The organism is Petroclostridium sp. X23, assembly GCF_030013905.1.
In the GTDB taxonomy this organism is placed as follows: domain Bacteria; phylum Bacillota; class Clostridia; order SK-Y3; family SK-Y3; genus X23.
On sequence record NZ_CP124862.1, the window covers coordinates 2,196,779 to 2,215,524 of the forward strand.

General features: G+C 35.7%; 20 protein-coding genes and 1 riboswitch. Of the genes, 1 reads left to right on the forward strand and 19 read right to left on the reverse strand.

What is annotated here, in order from left to right; genetic code table 11:
* Positions 1-174: 174 nt before the first annotated feature.
* On the reverse strand, positions 175-537 hold the full coding sequence (locus QKW49_RS10460; protein ID WP_282868111.1) for a response regulator: 363 nt from the start codon (positions 535-537) through the stop codon (positions 175-177).
* Between the two features lie 149 nt (positions 538-686).
* A riboswitch (cyclic di-GMP riboswitch) is annotated at positions 687-771 on the reverse strand.
* A gap of 211 nt (positions 772-982) precedes the next feature.
* Between QKW49_RS10460 and QKW49_RS10465 the strand changes: the two genes are divergently transcribed.
* Positions 983-2,008: a hypothetical protein gene (locus QKW49_RS10465; RefSeq protein ID WP_282867485.1), complete on the forward strand. Its 1,026-nt coding sequence runs from the start codon at positions 983-985 to the stop codon at positions 2,006-2,008.
* Between the two features lie 54 nt (positions 2,009-2,062).
* On the opposite strand, the gene QKW49_RS10470 is transcribed toward QKW49_RS10465, so the two are convergent.
* From QKW49_RS10470 to QKW49_RS10555, 18 genes are all read right to left on the reverse strand, one after another.
* Entirely contained in the window at positions 2,063-2,584 is a 522-nt protein-coding gene (locus QKW49_RS10470; protein WP_282867486.1) for a nitroreductase family protein, read from the reverse strand.
* A gap of 225 nt (positions 2,585-2,809) precedes the next feature.
* Positions 2,810-3,112: a spore coat protein gene (locus QKW49_RS10475; protein ID WP_282867487.1), complete on the reverse strand. Its 303-nt coding sequence runs from the start codon at positions 3,110-3,112 to the stop codon at positions 2,810-2,812.
* A 1-nt stretch (position 3,113) separates the two neighbouring features.
* Positions 3,114-3,332, reverse strand: a complete 219-nt coding sequence (locus QKW49_RS10480; RefSeq protein ID WP_282867488.1) for a hypothetical protein — start codon at positions 3,330-3,332, stop codon at positions 3,114-3,116.
* Between the two features lie 205 nt (positions 3,333-3,537).
* A complete protein-coding gene (locus QKW49_RS10485; protein ID WP_282867489.1) occupies positions 3,538-5,196 on the reverse strand; it encodes a ribonuclease J in 1,659 nt (552 codons plus the stop codon).
* Between the two features lie 773 nt (positions 5,197-5,969).
* Positions 5,970-6,464 carry a DUF4830 domain-containing protein gene (locus QKW49_RS10490; protein WP_282867490.1) on the reverse strand — a complete coding sequence of 165 codons (495 nt, stop codon included), beginning with the start codon at positions 6,462-6,464 and terminating at the stop codon, positions 5,970-5,972.
* Between the two features lie 107 nt (positions 6,465-6,571).
* Entirely contained in the window at positions 6,572-7,102 is a 531-nt protein-coding gene (locus QKW49_RS10495; protein ID WP_282868112.1) for a permease, read from the reverse strand.
* Positions 7,102-7,584 carry a permease gene (locus QKW49_RS10500; protein ID WP_282867491.1) on the reverse strand — a complete coding sequence of 161 codons (483 nt, stop codon included), beginning with the start codon at positions 7,582-7,584 and terminating at the stop codon, positions 7,102-7,104. The genes QKW49_RS10495 and QKW49_RS10500 overlap by 1 nt, the downstream gene beginning before the upstream one ends.
* 67 nt (positions 7,585-7,651) lie before the next feature.
* On the reverse strand, positions 7,652-8,077 hold the full coding sequence (locus QKW49_RS10505; RefSeq protein ID WP_282867492.1) for a DUF134 domain-containing protein: 426 nt from the start codon (positions 8,075-8,077) through the stop codon (positions 7,652-7,654).
* Entirely contained in the window at positions 8,062-8,547 is a 486-nt protein-coding gene (locus QKW49_RS10510; protein ID WP_282867493.1) for a transcriptional repressor, read from the reverse strand. The genes QKW49_RS10505 and QKW49_RS10510 overlap by 16 nt, the downstream gene beginning before the upstream one ends.
* 18 nt (positions 8,548-8,565) lie before the next feature.
* Positions 8,566-8,922 carry a NifB/NifX family molybdenum-iron cluster-binding protein gene (locus QKW49_RS10515; RefSeq protein WP_282868113.1) on the reverse strand — a complete coding sequence of 119 codons (357 nt, stop codon included), beginning with the start codon at positions 8,920-8,922 and terminating at the stop codon, positions 8,566-8,568.
* Positions 8,923-9,116: 194 nt separating this feature from the next.
* The gene (locus tag QKW49_RS10520; protein WP_282867494.1) at positions 9,117-9,869 is read right to left on the reverse strand and encodes an SGNH/GDSL hydrolase family protein; all 753 of its coding nucleotides are present in this window, start codon (positions 9,867-9,869) and stop codon (positions 9,117-9,119) included.
* A gap of 165 nt (positions 9,870-10,034) precedes the next feature.
* Positions 10,035-10,790 carry a YdcF family protein gene (locus tag QKW49_RS10525; RefSeq protein ID WP_282867495.1) on the reverse strand — a complete coding sequence of 252 codons (756 nt, stop codon included), beginning with the start codon at positions 10,788-10,790 and terminating at the stop codon, positions 10,035-10,037.
* Positions 10,787-12,532: a GGDEF domain-containing phosphodiesterase gene (locus QKW49_RS10530; RefSeq protein WP_282867496.1), complete on the reverse strand. Its 1,746-nt coding sequence runs from the start codon at positions 12,530-12,532 to the stop codon at positions 10,787-10,789. Before QKW49_RS10530 ends, QKW49_RS10525 begins: the two co-directional genes overlap by 4 nt.
* A 220-nt stretch (positions 12,533-12,752) precedes the next feature.
* A complete protein-coding gene (locus QKW49_RS10535; RefSeq protein ID WP_282867497.1) occupies positions 12,753-12,875 on the reverse strand; it encodes a hypothetical protein in 123 nt (40 codons plus the stop codon).
* 232 nt (positions 12,876-13,107) lie between these two features.
* On the reverse strand, positions 13,108-13,773 hold the full coding sequence (gene deoC / locus QKW49_RS10540) for a deoxyribose-phosphate aldolase (RefSeq protein WP_282867498.1): 666 nt from the start codon (positions 13,771-13,773) through the stop codon (positions 13,108-13,110).
* A gap of 161 nt (positions 13,774-13,934) precedes the next feature.
* Complete coding sequence (locus tag QKW49_RS10545) at positions 13,935-15,650, reverse strand: methyl-accepting chemotaxis protein (RefSeq protein WP_282867499.1); 1,716 nt, start codon at positions 15,648-15,650, stop codon at positions 13,935-13,937.
* Positions 15,651-16,218: 568 nt separating this feature from the next.
* A complete protein-coding gene (locus tag QKW49_RS10550) occupies positions 16,219-16,881 on the reverse strand; it encodes a hypothetical protein (protein WP_282867500.1) in 663 nt (220 codons plus the stop codon).
* 65 nt (positions 16,882-16,946) lie between these two features.
* Entirely contained in the window at positions 16,947-18,680 is a 1,734-nt protein-coding gene (locus QKW49_RS10555; RefSeq protein ID WP_282867501.1) for a DUF4829 domain-containing protein, read from the reverse strand.
* Positions 18,681-18,746: the final 66 nt, after the last annotated feature.

Consider the following 18,746-nt stretch of genomic DNA (forward strand, 5'->3'; position numbering starts at 1 on the left):
TTCATTATTGTTTTTCAAGCAATGCTGCGATGTCGGGCATTCTGCTACTCACCTATCACCTAATAAAGTAATACTTTCCACCTCCTCACCTTTCTGATATTACTTCACAACACTTTTACAGCCACCTGCCTCCCAACCTCATCATCCTATTTTCCTGACAATGATATATTCACTTCACACTGATAGCATTTTATGTAATATCTCAACTACATGATCTTCTTTAAATGGCTTCACAATAAAGTAATTAGCACCTGACATTACCGCTTGCTTGATCATTGATTCCTTTCCCACTGCAGAAACGATGATTATCTTTGCTTTAGCATCATAAGCTTTAATGCTTTTCAAAGCCTCAATTCCATCCATTCCCGGCATGGTTATATCCATTGTTACAATATCCGGCTGACATTCTATATATTTTCTAACACCGCTTTCGCCATTTTCAGCCTCGGCAATGACTTCGAAACCATTCTTCTCAAGTATTGTTTTAAGGGCCATTCTCATAAACGCCGCGTCATCCACAATAAGCACTCTATTCATCTTCATTTTTACCTCTCCTTTGTTTGAAAAAATTGTACAAAAAAAGCAGACAAATTATATGTTGCCTACTTGCAGTTCACTCTTGGTAAAGCTTACAGCATTAAGTAGTTGTTTCCTATAATACATACTTGATGCTTGCTCCCGCAGCAATTGGCAACCCAGCCGTCATCGTACTTCTACATTAGACCTGTGGTTTTGCGTCCCTATCTTTTGATAGGTTTGCTATTTACAATCCTGAAAATATTAAATTTGATATTATCTCTTATTATTTCGACATTATTTTTATTTTCCCTTCATTATTTACTATATTTTATATAAATTTTTTTATAAGAAGCATTACTACTTACTCATAATACCTTAAGAAAAACTAGCAACATTCGCATACTAAAATAGTTCATTCCTGTACACTATCGGCATATACTTTGAATAGATAGGAGGTATTATCATGGTCATATCATTGAAAAAATTCATCAAACCCGTACTTTTAATATTAGCACTCTCTTCAATATCGGTTGCTATATTAGCAATATCCACAAAGAAGTCATCCATTTTATTGGGAGGCTTTATACACTCACATAACCACCCTGATACAGCGTACAGGCCTGTATTCAATGAAAATGAAGAAAAGGATTACGAAGAGCGGTTCCAACGCCCATCCAAACAGCCGGCATTAAATGTAAAGTATCGTTTTCGCATACCCGATGACTTTGACGCTCCAAAGCCGCCATATATTTCTCCCGGTTACCCGGCAACGTATGACTCTCCACGAGACGTTATATATGCTTATTATTCAATTTTAAAAGAATCTTCCAATATGTCGGGCTACCACGGCGGATGTGGCACCATAGGTCTGGATAGAATCCCTTATCCTTTTGCTTATGAACTTTTCAGTACAAATAAAAAGCAGCAATTGTCTCTGGATGAGTTTATAAACTCTTTCTCCGGTATAGGGCACATCACCCTTTTAAAACTCTATCCTGCATACAAACCTACAGGGACCCCTGATCATTTGCAATACTTCATGGTAGAAATCGAAGTGATTACCGGTCCTCCCTATAACCAACAGAAATTATCTCCCAGTTATTTCGCTTACTACTACGGACTTATCACAACAACGTATACAACTGCTGACGGATGGAAAATCCAAAATATAGATTACATTCCGGAAGATTTCCTATGTGCCCCCTACCACCATTGGAACTGGGACGCGAAATATGTCGTAGAAATTATATACAACGATTGGTATGGACTAATTGACGAGATAGAACGTATCGAAAAAAAGGATGCTATTATACATGTCTACGCTAAAGGTAAAAATAACAAATACCGATTTGATTTCATACGCCTTACAAATGGTTATGATATCTTACTGCACGAATATATACAAGAAAAAGATCAATGGAAAGAAGTGAATCTTTTGAAAGAAGAACATCAGAATTACAAATTTTCAGCACAGCTTTTTAAAGGGTAGCAAAATATTTTACTACCCTTTTTTTGAATATAATATATTAATCTATATTTTTACTCAATACTTATTAAAATGGAGCTTCTCATATGGCAATTCATTTTCATCATAGCCTTTTTTGTCTTCTGCCGGATAACCGACTGCAACAATGCATTCCACACTATATCTTTCAGGTATCCCCAGAACCTGTTTTATGTAATCCTCTGCCTTCTCATTCTCAGAATGAGGTCTTTCCCTTACTTGTATCCAGCACGAACCCAAATCTAATGACTGTGCAGACAATTGAATGATGATAGAAGCGATGGACGAATCTTCAATCCAAACATCACACTTCTCCGAATCAGCAATAACCACAATCCCTAAAGGAGCCCCTGCTAAAAAAACGGAGCCGTGTTCCCTGCATTGCGAAAGCTTTCTTAACAACTCCTTGTCAGTCACAGCAATAAACTCCCATGGTTTCCTAGCTCTTGATGATGGTGATAGCAGTGCACTTTTTAAAATGGTGTCTATCTTATCTTTTTCCACTTCTTTATCTTGGAATTTCCTTATACTTCTTCTACCCTTTAATAATTCATAAAGCATAAAGATCACCTCTTCATTTTTATTTTATATTATTTCATACGATAAATGTTTCTAATTGTCTGACATTTATTTCATTATAACTTTCCCCTATTAAATTTTTATGCCCTACCTAACATACAAATCAGCTTTATAAGACAAAAACCCGTGAAAGTAAACAGAACTCTTCCTGAATACACTTCACGGGATTCTATTAGACTTATCGACAGATATATTAAAATCTATCGGTTATTGATCGTGCTGCATAGTTGACCGCACTTTGTCATATACAATAGATAGCTGCTCTCTTGGCGCGATATACGGATTGCCCCATTCACGTTTTACTGCCAATTCTACGATTGCAGAATGTCCACCAATAAGCTGATTGAGACTGGCACCATAAACTGCTCTTAATTCAGGAGTAGTACTTGTCATAAGCGCAGCAAGGTATGCGTTTGCCGCTGCCGTCGCAGAAGCAACCATATTTTTAGCAATCACCTCATCAGAGAGGTTCATATTTTCTTTTGCTCTATTTCCTAAAAATGATGACATCTTAATGTACCTCCTTAATATCTGTTATTTGGTTTTCGCTAACAAACTGCTGAATTCCTTTTATTCTTCCTTCTGTAGCCAATATACCTGCTTCCACCTGCTTCTTTAATTCTTCATCACTAATTAACATTTGCATTGCTTTTGTTACTATCAATCCGTTCTTTTCCATATCAAGAAGGGCTGCCATTGATAGCACTTCATTTTCAGAAAGTTTTCTCATATTGGATTCTCCATTCATATAGTATTTTTTCTTATTTAGTTTGCATTTTATAATTAATTTTATACAATTTCTTAAATTAAAAACCAGTATATAAATCAAAACAAAAAGAGGAATTACAAAGATAGATACATTGTATCCATCTTTATATTCCTCTTGAGTTTTTAAGTATTTTTGTTTCCATGTGCTCTATTCGTTAATCATCCGGTTATATCTCCACCACAATGGGCAGTATCATCGGATTTCTCTTTATATTGCTATACAGATATTCCTTTAGAACGTTCTTCACAATATATTTCATCGTGCCCCAGTCTTTCCCTTCATACTGTAAAAGTGCACTATATGCAACTTTTCGCATCTGCTCAATTAATTGTTCTGATTCTCTTACATACACGAATCCTCTAGAGATAATGTCAGGTTCAGTGATTAAAACTCCGGATTCCTTTTCAATGGTTATCACAACAATGACTAATCCATCCTGTGATAAAAGCTTCCTATCACGCAGTACGATATTTCCGACATCCCCTACGCCAAGACCATCGATAAGTACTTTCCCCGAAGATACGCTTCCGGTAATTTTGGCACTGGAATCATCCAATTCCAATACTTTTCCGATGCTCATGACAAAAGTATTTTCCTCCGGCACTCCTGCCTTCTGGGCAAGAAGCGCATGCTGTTTTAAATGCCTGTATTCGCCGTGTACCGGCATAAAGAATTTAGGTCTTACTAAACTCTGCATTAACATTAGTTCTTCCTGGCAAGCATGTCCCGAAACATGCACCTCCGCAAGCGCCTTATAGATTACATTCGCACCTTTTTCAAATAATTGGTTAATAACCCTTGAGACGGTTTTCTCATTTCCGGGAATGGGCGTTGCTGAAATCACCACTAAATCCCCGCGATTAATTGCCACCTGCCTATGGGTGGATGCCGCCATCCTGGTTAATGCAGACATAGTCTCCCCTTGACTTCCCGTTGTAATAATCATTAACTTCTCAGGCCGATATCTGCCGAGTTCATTAATATCAATAATTGTTCCTTCGGGTGCGTTTAGGTATCCTAGTTTTAGGGCTACATTTACTACATTGACCATACTTCTTCCAATGATGGCCACTTTTCTTTTATATTTAACTGCTGCATCAATCACCTGCTGCACCCTATGAATATTAGATGCAAAAGTGGCCACAATGATTCTGCTGTCTGCTTCCGCAAATATCTCATCAAAAGCTTTGCCTACCGTCTTTTCAGACATAGTATATCCTTCACGTTCAACATTGGTACTGTCAGACATCAAAAGCAGTACCCCTTGTTTACCCAGCTCCGCAAATCGTGCCAAATCAATAGGTTCCCCTTGTATGGGTGTATAATCTATTTTAAAATCCGAGGTATGCACTACAACACCTACAGGGGTATGTATCGCCAAAGCCACTGCATCTGCAATACTATGGCAGGAATTAATGAATTCTACATTAAACACGCCTAGTTGAATAGTTTGTCCTTGTTCAACCGTTTGAAGGGTCGTATCCGAACGCATACGATGTTCTTCCAGCTTATTTTCAAGTAACCCCAATGTAAGCTTTGTACCGAACACCGGCACATTGATCTCCCTCAATACATAAGGAATCGCTCCAATGTGGTCTTCATGCCCATGGGTCAAAATAATCCCTTTGATCCGTTCTTTTTTATTCTTTAAATAGGTGACATCCGGAATTACCAAATCAATCCCCATCATCTCATCTTCCGGAAAAGCTATCCCGCAGTCTACGATAATGATATCTTCATCGTATTCAAACACCGTAATGTTCTTGCCTACTTCTCCCAAACCACCAAGTGGTATAACTCTAAGTTTCTTTTTTTTCTTTGCCATTACAATCCTCCAAATTATTCTTCTTTTTTATTGTACTATTAATAACTTATAAATTTTGAACTTTTCCACTAATATATAATACTCAGCAAGCACCAGCTGTTTTTGATTCCATATAAAAGCCGACGAGTTGTTGAATCTATGAAATAGAATAGAAACAAAATACTTAATGCCCATATTCTATAATCTCCTATCTTATTCAATAGATTTAACAGCACTTATAAATTGGTATAATTGTAACTTATAACTAGCCTTCAAGTCAAGCTTAGTATAACCATTCATATTTTTTATATATGGTTATAGTGAGTTTTTCAGAAAGCAGAGGTGTCTTTTCACTATATCTATGATAATAGAAAAGAGCCTGTTTCATTAATTAATCATGCATACAGACTCTTTCTTTGCTACTCCAAAACTATATATAACGCGTTATATATAGTTTTTAAATTATTTATTCATTATTTATCTTGTTACATGATTGGTTTTAAAATTTTATGGAATTAAAAAAGACAAATAGGCATTCATAGCCTATCCGTCTTTAATCAGTTAATATTTAACACTAAGGAACAGCAAAATAATAACTTCCGATTTTTCAACGGTTATTTTTGTGTCATGCGTCGTTGTAAACCTTTGCCATACGTCAGTATTGCTAAAGGTCTCCGCCTAGCCTGACGCAAAAATCCCTCGTTGAAAATTTCCGAATTTATTATTTCACTGTTCCTAAAAAGACCGTTGCATATATACTATAAAATTATACTTTTCTAAAATTAAAAAAATTTCTAATCCTCATAATACATCAAAGAATGTATAAATTTATCAAGGGAAGTAGTTGTAATATCTGCTGCAATCACCTTATCTTCATAAATCAGAATATTCGCTATGACAGGACTTCTTTTCTCTGTGGGATGGTTAAACACCTTGTATGCATATTTGTCTACCAGCTTCCCTTTATACTCTGTTAAATCCAACCCGATTTCTTTCTGAAGCTCATTATAATCTTCATATACTATCTCAAACTCTTCAGGAATCTGCACTTTCAAAACCTCAATGGGTTTTTCATCTACTTTCCATCCAAACTGCCTCAAGAAACCAACTCTATCTTCATTGGTCCTTATATTGTCAAAATTGTAAACAACGGGCTCTTCAAAAAAATCAAATATGCGAATGCTTTTGTCATTTATAGATATACAAAACATACATATAAGCAGAATACTCAGCACAACAATACTACCTATTACCTTCTTAACATTAAACTTTAAAAGGTAAACGATCATACTCTACACTTCCTCAAAGGCAAACTAACCTTAATTGAAAGGATTCAATAAAAGACTATTTATATAAAGTATGATTTTTTCAGCAACTTTATTCCGCATCATATATCCTAAAGCATTTCTGCTTTTTTATATATTCGCTCAACTTCTTGTGCGGATGTTAATAATGACAAAGCATAAGCAATGACAATGATTCCCGGAATATCTATTAGAAGTCTTGTTAGTGCAAATTTTGCCCCCAATGCTGACATCTCGAATAAAAACATTGGGATCTTAGTGGTAGACCATGCTCCGATAAATATGAGTACATTGTTGAATTTTGCACCTTTTTTCATAAACACTGCCGCTACCGGAAAAGCCCCATAAAGAGGACCTGCAGCAGCAGAACCTAAAAGAATAGCCAGAATAATGCCCCTTAGTCCTGACCCTTCTCCCATGTATTTGACCATCATTTCCCGCGGAACCCACACATCTAAAAGACCCAGAAGGATAAATACAGGTGGAATCACCAGCGCCATCTCCTTAAAACTATATCCTGCAACACCTAACGCTTTAAGTCCGATGCTTTGATTTATTATTGTAATCATACCTATTATAAGTATTGTGACCATAAAAAACTTATACCGTTGAATAAACTTCATCATCCACCTACCACCTTTCCAATGATATAGGCTACTAAGAAAGAAAAAAAGAATGCCAATACATTTCTTAGAATAGTAAGCCGTTTCCCAAAATATTTCATTTCAACCGGTGCTGTCACTATTCCCACCATCATTAAAGAGGAAACAAACGCTCCGATTTGCATATAACCCGCTCCATTGTTCAAAAGCATCGCAGCCGTAGGAAATGCAACAAATCCGGGTATCAAAGTCACAGCACCAACAACAGCCGAAATTACAATCCCAAACAGTCCTGATTCACTGCCGATTATTTGTGAGATCACCTCAGCGTTCAATACTGCAAGGAGCAGCCCCACCAACATAATAACCCCTAAAAATTCAGGTAAGATATTCTCGAAAGATTTCCATGCTTTTTTTAAAGCTATCTTGGTTTTTTTCTTATCTTTGAAATAGGATATCACTAATAAGGCAATAGTAAAGATGTACAGAATGTAATTATTCAATTGCTCAACTCCTTCATTTTAGACTTTTGTACTGATTATATTTCCTCGTTTGTACTAAAAAAGTTATTTATACTCTATGGCACAACCTATTTCTTTTCTCACAGATTACTTCATTTGATCCACAAGATGGACAAACATTTCTATAATGTTCACAATTCATATCATAAACTTGATTACAGCTTAAGCACTTAAATCGGCATGACCCTGAAGTATAATGCCCCCCGCATATATGTATGGCATTTCCTTGCGTGAGGGCTATCGCTACATTCTTTCTAGCATTGTCTATGATATTTTGGAAAGTCTGCCTTGAAACCTGCATCCTCTCCGCACACTCTTCCTGGGTAAGCCCTTCAATATCTTTTAATCGCATGGCTTCAAGTTCTTCAATCTTGAGAGCAATCTCTTCTACTTCGCACTTTCTTTTGCCTAACGGCAGGAAATAAGTATGCTCCGGAAAAAATTCGACTCTTCTGCATTTTATCGGTCTTGGCATTGGTTTACCTCCCTGCATCTTTTACAAAGCCCAATAAGCATTATGTTTGCATCATAAATTTCCAAATCATTTATATCTTCCACCATCTTGTTTAGTTTTAGATACTCTAAAGCAACTTTTCTTTCATCAATATCTATTATGTCATTACATTTAACACACTGAAAATGTATATGCAGGGGCTTTTTACTGTAAATCTTCAATTCATAATAACTTACTCCATTTACAACAATCTCTTTTACTATGCCAATACTGCCAAAAATCTTCACGCTCCTATATATTGTGGCGATACCAATATTATAAGCTTTTAACCTTTGATACATCTCTTCTGCGCTTAAATGCCTGTCTACAATAAAAAACTGTTCCAGAATCAATTTTCTTTGCTTTGTAAATTTAAACCCGTTTTTTTCTATCAGCTTCTTAATGAGAAAAAACTCATTCTTTGTCATCGCCTTATCCTTTACCGCGTCCATAAGCATAACCCCAACAAACTATTCATGACAATGGCCCTCATGCTGATGCTGCCTACATATACTTTCTGTAGAGTTTAATTCTTTTTTTAAATATTGTTGAATGACATTATCACTAAGGCCTTCTATTCCTACAATTACATCCATATCGTTTTGGGTAAACAACTGCTGGGCTGTCTCCCCCATACCTCCTGCAATAATAACATTTACGTTTAATTCCTTTAAAAAGCCCGGTAAAAATCCTGGTCTATGCCCCGGATTCTGTACAAATTCTTTCTTTAAAGTTTTGTTTTCTTCTACCTCATAGACCGTAAATCCTTCACAATGTCCAAAATGTCCACTAACATAATGTCCTTCACTTGCAATTGCTATTTTCATCATAAAATACCTCCTTGTGCTATTAACCAAAGTAATATAAGTACAAACCGCAACTCCTCTTATAACCTTTTATATTGGCATATGCTAATTTTATTCTACAACCAAATTCTGTTATTGTCAAATGCTATTTACCTAAAAATAAAAATCCCGCAGCATTTCAGGACTGGTCCTGCAAACACTGCGGAGTTAGGTAATTATTTAACTTCTGATACCATGCCGGATTCATCAACCAACAGATAATCATAACTTGTTTTAATATAATCAATGATTTTATCGGCAATAATCTTATGTCCTTCCTTATTCGGATGTATTCCATCTACACAAAGAAACTTGGTGAAGTCAGGCTGCTGAAGAAATGCGCCTCTAACATCTATCCACTTTGTATGAGTTTCTTCAGCAATTTTTATGATCACAGAATTATATCTCTCCTGCCACCAATATATCTTAGTAACGCTCCCAAGCCACTTCAGAACATTCACTTTTGCAAGGGGATTATTTTTACAGACCCATTTAAAGTACATATCTGCATTTAGAGGAGGTAATGTCATCAATACAGGAGTTATGCTGCTGCTTTTTAAGTAAGCTATGGTTTCTTTTAGAAAGGACTCAAAAATCTCAAAATCCGTCTTAGGAACATGGCTGGCGTCAGGGTTTTCTGCAACCTCATCCCAGTTATAATCACAGTCATTTCCCCCATACTCAATTAAAACTATGTCTGGACTCTCTTTAAGTATGTGACTTTTGAGTTTACGAACGCCTTTACTGATTGTACTTCCAAACCGAGAAGTATTATAAATTATACCTTTCAATTTGCCCCGGAGCAAATCAACATAATTCTCCTTCAAAACAATATATTTTTTCTGTACCTCATCATATATTACGCCTCTAGAAATAGAGTCTCCAGATACTACAATGCTATAACTATCTTTTACATTACGCTCACTCATATAGTACCTCCAGAAATGATACTTATAGATAGTATATCCTATTTATACAAATTATTCAATATAAGGATTTAGGTATCCAACCGGGACTTCTATTTCTGCATCCCCTTTTGTAACCGTGGCAGGCTGAGTATTTCCGGGGAAATATGACAATATAATTTTGTATTTTCACCTTCTCAATACCCAAAGTTTGAGAACGGCTAAAAACTCTCTTAAATACGTGATAGGGACCGCGTACCACTGAAGTCTTGCACTATAACTTGTCGCATCAATCCCTACGATCTTTGCAAGTTGTCCTGCTCTGTAAATATGAAAATCATTTGTAATATATGTTATCTTATAGGGTCTTTTGAAGTGCTCATCTAACAGCGTTTTTGAAAATTTAAAATTCTCATACGTACTTGTTGCTTTTTCTTCCTTAATAATTTTGTTATCCGATATTCCCTTGGAAATCAGATATTTCTCCATCGCCAGTGCTTCTGTTATATTTTCTTGAGGTCCTTGCCCCCCGGTAACTACGATCACCGCATTGGGATTTTTATTGATATATTCAACTCCCTTATCCAACCGATAAGCAAGAGGAAGCGTAACTGCTTCCCCTCTTATTCCTGCGCCTAGAATGATCACCGCATCCTCTTCAAATGTAGCAGTATCTATTTGACCAACAATAGCAATAAACGCAATCATACAAACCATAAATATAATCCCGGCACTAATCAGGTACCTAAGCCATTTCATAATACCATTGCATGAAATCCCGTTAATTTTTTTATTCCATATCCCATAACAGAGCAAGATCAATCCTAAAATAAAAGTAATAATAATGCCGCTATTAAAATTGACTATTAACATCAGCACTAATGCATTCATTATTAGCAGCACACCTATAAGCATTAATATTTTTATAAAAATATTTTTTATCAATGGAGCTCCATCCTTTTAAAATATTTTACCAGGTCGTCAAAAGATAATGGCTTACTAAAATAATAGCCTTGTACGATATCACAGTTTTTCTCTTTTAAAGTTTTGTACTGTGACTCTTCTTCTACACCCTCTGCAACGATAACATTGCCTAATCGGTGCGATAAATTGATTAGGGCTTCAACGATAGATTCCTTCTTATAATTTTTATTTATTCCATCTATAAAGGATTTATCAATCTTAATCTTATGTACAGGCAAAAGCTCAAGATAACAGAGCGAAGAATACCCTGTACAAAAGTCATCCAGAGCAATCTTTATATTCTTATCTCCCAAATCCTTTAACAGCTTAATTGTAGTGTTTATATCTTTTATCGCTGCTTCTTCGGTGATTTCAATCTCAAGAAGCTGAGGATTAAACTGTACATTTTCTATAATCTCTAATATTTTATCTGAAAGATTCTTATTTTGCAATTGGCGTGGTGATAGATTTACTGCTATCGTAATATTAGACTGCATCAGACTATTTAATTCTTTTACCTGCATACAAGCAGTCTGCAATACTAATTCACCTATACGGTCTATCAATCCTATTTCTTCCGCAATAGGTATAAAAACAGAAGGAGGTATAATCCCTTCTGTAGGATGAGCCCATCTTACCAATGCTTCTAATGACACCACGGCTCCTGTTTTAATATTGACCTGCGGCTGATAATATACAATAAATTCATTTTTTTCAATCGCTTTTCTTAAACTATATTCTATACCTAACCTTTTAGTAATCTGTTTATCAATAGTTTTTGAATAAAGCTGATATCTATCCCTGCCTTGCTTTTTAACAAAAGCTAAAGCAGATTCGGCATTCTTAATTAGTGTTTCTACCTTTTTTCCATCGCTAGGATAAATAGATATCCCAATACTCACTGTACTATAACATTCATGCTTGCCTAAAACCCACGGCATATGAAACATATTTATTATTTTTTTGGCTATTTCAACTGCATTTTCAGCATCTTTTATTGAAGAAATAAAGAGTGCAAAACAATCTTTTTCATAATGATCTAAAATTCCATAGCGTTGGAAACCGACGCTTAATAATTCGCCAATATTTTCCAACAATTCGTCTCCAAATTTATATCCATAGACATTATTTAAATCCCTAAAGTTATCCACATCAATTAACATCATCGCTGCGGTACCCAAGTCTTCATTTAACGTATCTAAAATATATCTGATAATATTAATAAATGCAGAACGGTTATGTACTAATGCATCATTATAATAGTTGAAAAGCCTGGTACTTGCTTTTGACTCCTGATTCGCCCTATCTGCTACTGTTCCCATAGAAATCACTGTACACGGTTCTCTATCACCAACCAATAAATTCTTCCATGTAGTATTTATATACCTGCCGTCTTTACAACGAATCACTTGATTATAATCTTTACTTACTTTTTGGCTTTTAAAGTATTTTATATCCCTTTTTATTTTATCTATATGATTTATCGGTGCAAACATATCAATCCAATTTGACCCAATAAGTTCATCTGACTTGTATCCCGTATTTACTTCTACTTGTTTATTTACGTATTGAATTGTACCATCAAGTGTCCATTCTACAACAGCCATATTGGAGCTGTCTAACAAATTATTTAAAAATTGATGCTTTCCATATGCCTCGTTCTTAAGACAATCAATATTTCTAACTACATCGTCAGTAATACAAGCATCTATCAAACCACTCATATACACTACCCTCCCCAAGAAATAATTACATGCTTCATTCTTTTGAAATTCACTTCTGTTAACTTGTTACGGCCGTAAATATATTTCACCTTTGCTTACATACTTACGTTTTGTTACTTGACATAAAAAAGATTATGAACTCTTTGCAAGAGACTATCTGCAAGATGCTCATAATCTTTGATTAATCTATTCTCTTTAACCACACTTTATTGTTTATAAATTATTTAACTTTCGGTATGACGAAAGATCCATCAATCAGTAGATAGTCATAGCTTTCTTTAATATTCTCAATGATTCTATCGGTAATAATCTTATGTTCTTCATTGATATTATTTTCAGTCATATAGCACTTACAGAACGAATACTCATAAATAGTATATCGCATGTATACAAATTATTCAATCTCCACATTTGATTTTTTAAGCTATTAATTCCCTACTTAAAGATATCTATTTATTTACTTTGATTTTAATTCTTCACTATATTAGCAATATTTATGTTCACCAAACAAGAATATATAACTTTTAAGGGAAGTCAAAATGACTTCCCTTAAAAGTTATATAAAAACAGCTCTATTAGTACCCCTCAACGTCCTGATTTTTCAACACTTTTATAACCGAACTTGTCCCCAGCCTGGAAGCACCTAGTGCAATAAAATCCTCGGCATCCTTTAACGATTTAATCCCGCCTGCCGCTTTTATACGGACATGCTCCCCTATATTTTCGGTAAAAAGTTTTATATCCTCTCTAGTTGCACCACCTGTGGAAAAACCTGTAGAAGTTTTGATAAAGTCTGCTCCTGCATCTGTAACTGCTTTACACATTGCAATCTTTTCTTCTTCAGTTAAAACACAAGTCTCAATAATTATTTTCAAAACTTTATCCTCCACGGCTGCCTTCAAGGCTTTAATCTCATCCTCAACAGCCTGGATGTTTCCGGACTTCAATAGTCCTATATTGATTACCATATCAATCTCATCTGCGCCATTTATAATAGCGTTCTTTGCCTCGAAAACCTTCGTTTCTGTTGTATTGTACCCATTTGGGAATCCAATGACAGTGCAAATCGCTAGTTTATCACCTACATACTTCTTTGCTTTAGAAACATAAGATGGCGGAATACAAACCGATGCAACGCCATATCTCATTCCATCATCGCAAATAGCCTTTATATCTTGCCATGTTGCAGTAATACCTAACAAAGTATGGTCTACTGCAGATAAAATTTTCTCTAATTCCATTATTGATTAACCCTCCCTTAATATAAATAACACAAGAATATGTGCCATACGTTATTGATCGTTCGGCAAGCTTCCAGCTAACTACCAGAAGCTTTTACATAAACGATATAAACATTATATCATAGGAGCAGAACGTTGTTTATATATATACAAATAATGATTTATACTTTAAATCTCTGGACCATACTATTAAGTTTTTCTGCAAGTTCAGCCTGACTTTGGGCTAACTTCGCGACCTCTTCCACTGCAATTGTTGTTTGGTTGATACCGCTCAAGATACCTTCCGAACTTGCTGCCGACTCCTCTGCTGTTGCTGTTACATTTTGCATAGCCGCTGCAACTTGTACTATTATTTCAGCCATTGTTCTGGTTGATGCAGCAATATCTTGGGACATATCATTAATGAACTGAGCATCTTTTTCATACTGCATTCCTGTTTGTAAAAGCAATTGGTAATCAGGTTTTACATTGTCTTCTACAAACCTTAACACTTCCTGCGCATTTTCTGATAAGTTGTTAAAGGCCTGCTTAACCTGTCCGACAATATTTGTTATACTAGATACTGTTGTCGTTGATTGCTCGGCAAGTTTGCGAATTTCTTCAGCTACTACCGCAAATCCTCTGCCGTGTTCTCCTGCTCTTGCCGCTTCTATCGCAGCATTTAGCGCAAGTAAATTTGTCTGTGAAGCGATATTTCCAATCGTTTGAGCCATTACTTGGACCTGTTCTACTACTTTACCATCTTCAATGGCTTTTATGATCTTAGCGTACTTTTCTTCATAGATAGCATTTGCCGTTTCGATAGATCTTGCTCCCTTTTCTTTAATCTCATTGGCACGGTCTGCTATTTCTTTTGCTGAAGCACTTCCATTGTCGGCTTTGCTTTCAAGTTCATTGGTTGTAGCATGAATTTCTTCAGTTGATGCACTCACTTCTTCTGTTGCAGCACTTAATTCTTGTGCACCTTTTGATATTTCAGTGGTAGATTCGTTGATGTTCTCCATCGTTGAGGCAATTTCTTCTATTGTTGCAGACAACTCTTCACTTGACGCACTGATATCCGTTGAACCTGTAATAATCTCAGATAACAAATTCCTGGTATTCTCAATCGCTCTATTTAAGGCTATTCCAAGATTACCCAGTTCGTCTTTGCCGAAAATAGTAATCCTCTGCGTTAAATCTCCGTCCCCGAATGCACCCGCAAATTTAACAATATGATCCAGCCTCTTGGATATATTGAAGGATATGAGTAATCCTAATGCTATAGCTATACATAGAGCTAGAATACTAATACCTAACATAATATTAACAGCCGAATTGTATGTAGACCTATTTGCTTTATTCGCATCAGCGGCTTCTTGCATATTATAATTTAATAGTTTATCTAAAGATATAAACATTCTATTACGTATTTCAGATACTTGTGGGAATATCCTTTCTGCTTCATCATATCGTTCTTCTTTTACCAGTGAAATAATCTGAACGCGCGCAGTTCTATAGTCTTGTAAATCTTTTTTTAATTGATTGTAGATATCTTGTTCTTCGGCAGATAAACCCAGATTCTCAAAGTCCTGAAGGTCTTTATCATTTCCACTGACGATCTTATTCATTCTTTGCTCAATATCTTCAATTTCACTCCTGTTTTGCTTACGAAGAAGAATTAAAATATTTGTACGAATCTCTAAAATTCTTTCTCTAACGGAATGAATTTTTTCCAATGATACTAAATTATTGTCATGCATAAGAACAGCATTAGAATTTATTATTCCCATATCTCTAACTCCAATAAAACCCACAATTCCAATAAATATGGAAACAAAAAGAAAAGACGTTACAAGTTTATGCACTATTTTTAAATTATTAAACCATTTCATCATATATACCTCCATTTTTTCAACTCTCAATCACCAGTTTATTAAAATTAAATACTGTATTATGGTTTATATGCATAAACGCCCCCAGTCAAAACAGATATTCATTAATAGAATGTAGATACTGAAACTTCTTAATCCTCACCAAGTACTCTAAAAGCTACCTCCATGATAGCCCACTCTGACATTCTATCCTCCATTCAAGTAAAATAAGCATCTTTACTTAGCAATCATTAATAAAATTATATTACACAAATCGACATTTTTCAACAAAATCTTCCTTTGACTCTATCTTTAAGTTTCTCCTTTATTTTTTCATTCATTATATCTTCTATAGTCAAAACTGCATATTTTTCTTTATTTATTATGGTAAGTAAAATATTTAATCTGAACCACAGCTTATTGATTTTATTATTGAGAGGAAAATTTAAAATCCCATGCAGAAAATGCAGTTCTCCTCTACACGTGTACTTTTATGTTATTAAAAAACACCATTTTAGTTAAATAGCGTAAGTAATGATGATATTTGGAAAAATGCGTCTATCCCGTCATTCTTTTGCATCATTCCTTTTCGTCACCCCTCTTTCTTGAAATACAGTGCCTTAAAATTCTTTTGTGTTACATCAAGAGTTTCATGCTTTACAGAGGTTGCTTCAAATCTCATCAAGGAGAAAACAATCTGTATGCAGAAACTGATTCCAAAAGCAGCAATAACCGTTCCGATACCAATAGGTCCGCCTAGTTTCCAACCTATCAAAACAACAAAAATTTCAAGTATTCCACGACATAGTCCTACGGGAAGTTTTGTTTTCCGCCTCATTACAATCATAAGACTATCCCTCGGCCCCGCACCAAACCCCGAATCAATATAAAAATAAGAACCATAGGCAATCGTAAAAAGACCTGCTATCATCTGTACTACTCCTGATACCAATCCGTTCATTTGAGGAATAAAATTAAAAAACAATAATATATCAATAAAAACACCTATCAGTATCATGTTTAAAATCGTACCTAATCCAAGCTTTTCGCCCATCAGTACCACAATCACACAGATAAACAGGCTTATAAAAATAGAAACATTCCCAATAGACATACCAATGGTCTTTCCTATACCCCAATGGAAGACCTCCCATGGCGCAAATCCCAGGTTTGCCTTCATGGTCATTACAATTCCCAGTGCAAATAAAAAGATGCCTATCAACAACTTTATAAACCTTTGAAAAAAAATATTCATGTCTGTATTTCTCCTTATTGTAATATGACAACCTAGATACGTCCCTTTTTGTCTGTTCTAGTATCTCATGGTCCAGTCCCGATTCCATTGATACGCCATCCAATATTTTCCGACTCTTTTTCAACTTCAACAAACCGTGATTGAGGACCATTTTCACTTGTTATCATCTTCTTAAAATCAAAGTCTACTTTCACCGGATATACTTTATAATTATTTTCATCTCTGCTATTTCCTATTTTAATTAGTCTGGCTTTATTAATATTTGTATCCGTAGGAAACCCCTTGTTGTATAAGTCAGAAAAACCCATATTGCCGGATAAATAAGACACTAAATTCTTTAGCGTAAAAGTAGCATAATACCGTTTACAATCTCCTTTATCCAGGGCATCAAAACTTGTCTTAATTACTTCTTCAGGAGTCATGGTGCTTAATTCTTTAAGAAGCTTGTTGTCAAAATCGATATAACCGGCCAGCCATTCAGACCAGTCTTTACCTGTGATTTGCTCCAACGTTTTTCGATCAAGAGAACACGCAAAGCTGGAGTGCCGGCCTCTGTCCATATAGGCACCTATGATTTGCCCCTGACTTCTTATGACTATTCCCCGCGCCTCTATATTAGGTTCAAATCCCTCCGGCAATCCCTCATTTAACCTATAGATCTCAATATCGACTGTCTTTCCAAGGTATTGCTTCATATCACTTAATCCAATTGCATCGGAGAGTGTAAAATTATATGCCCAATATATTTTTATTGGAAACTCTCCTGCCTGATACTTCAAATCACTTGGAAGCTTTTCTTTCATCTCATTTACTTTGAAAGAAACTGTCCACCCATAGTCCTTAAACAGTCTTCTGACATCCTCCGGAACATCGTAACTTGATCCAGGGTATCGGGGATAGCTTTCAAGCAAGCGGAAAAAATCCAGACCTGTCCTCACCTTCAATCCGTTTATATCAATATACCCCGAATCATATAGACTGTCATACACGGTATCGTAGCTTGCTGTCGTTCCATCCTTGTTCCAGAGCCTAAATTTGATTATAGACGACCTGTTCACCCTTATTTTATTATCATTGGGAAGCAAGGTCATATTGTCCAGATAGGATGAAAAATTTTTAAGCTCAGTAGGCTCTTTCATCGTATAAATTACCTTTTCATCATACTCAATCGTCACTTTTTCTGTTCCGGACATATCAATATTATATACTTTTTCTGCGTCATCCGGAGGCGCTGATGATTCTACAAGTTTACCGGATTCTTTTAACACAGTGAAAAGTTCAGCTTGATTCAGCAACTCCTGACGGTCTTTCATATTTGGAGAAAGAGTCAACTGTAAAAGAACCTCATCTCGCCCCCTCTGAATGTACAATTCTTCTTCATTGGGTATACCTTCTACATCGATTAAAGGTGTTGCGGGAAAAGATACTGAAGACAGAGAAGTCCAGAAATGACCTTTATATACCCTCTTGCCATTGGATACCAGTACAAACGGTCTCCCTGAAACAGGAGTATACTTTGCGATTCTTTCCAGATATTTTCCCGCCTTAACTTTCAGGATGTGCTTATCCCAATAGTAAGTTATCAGCTGCTCTCCTCCAATCACCGGCTTATCCTCCAGAGGAAGATCATTTAATTCCAAATCACTCTCCGCATTCTCCTGAACCATGTATATCTCGAAGGGCTCTCCTTCTTTATCAACACCTATGTTTTGCGCATTTATTATCAGTATAACAACAATCGCACTGAGAATAGTAATGGCTGCGGCACCTATCCGGAACCTGTTCTTTCTAAAATCCATAATCCTTCTGACCCTCCTGATGACATTGTTTTACCATTCACTTTCATTGTTCAACTACATTGATTT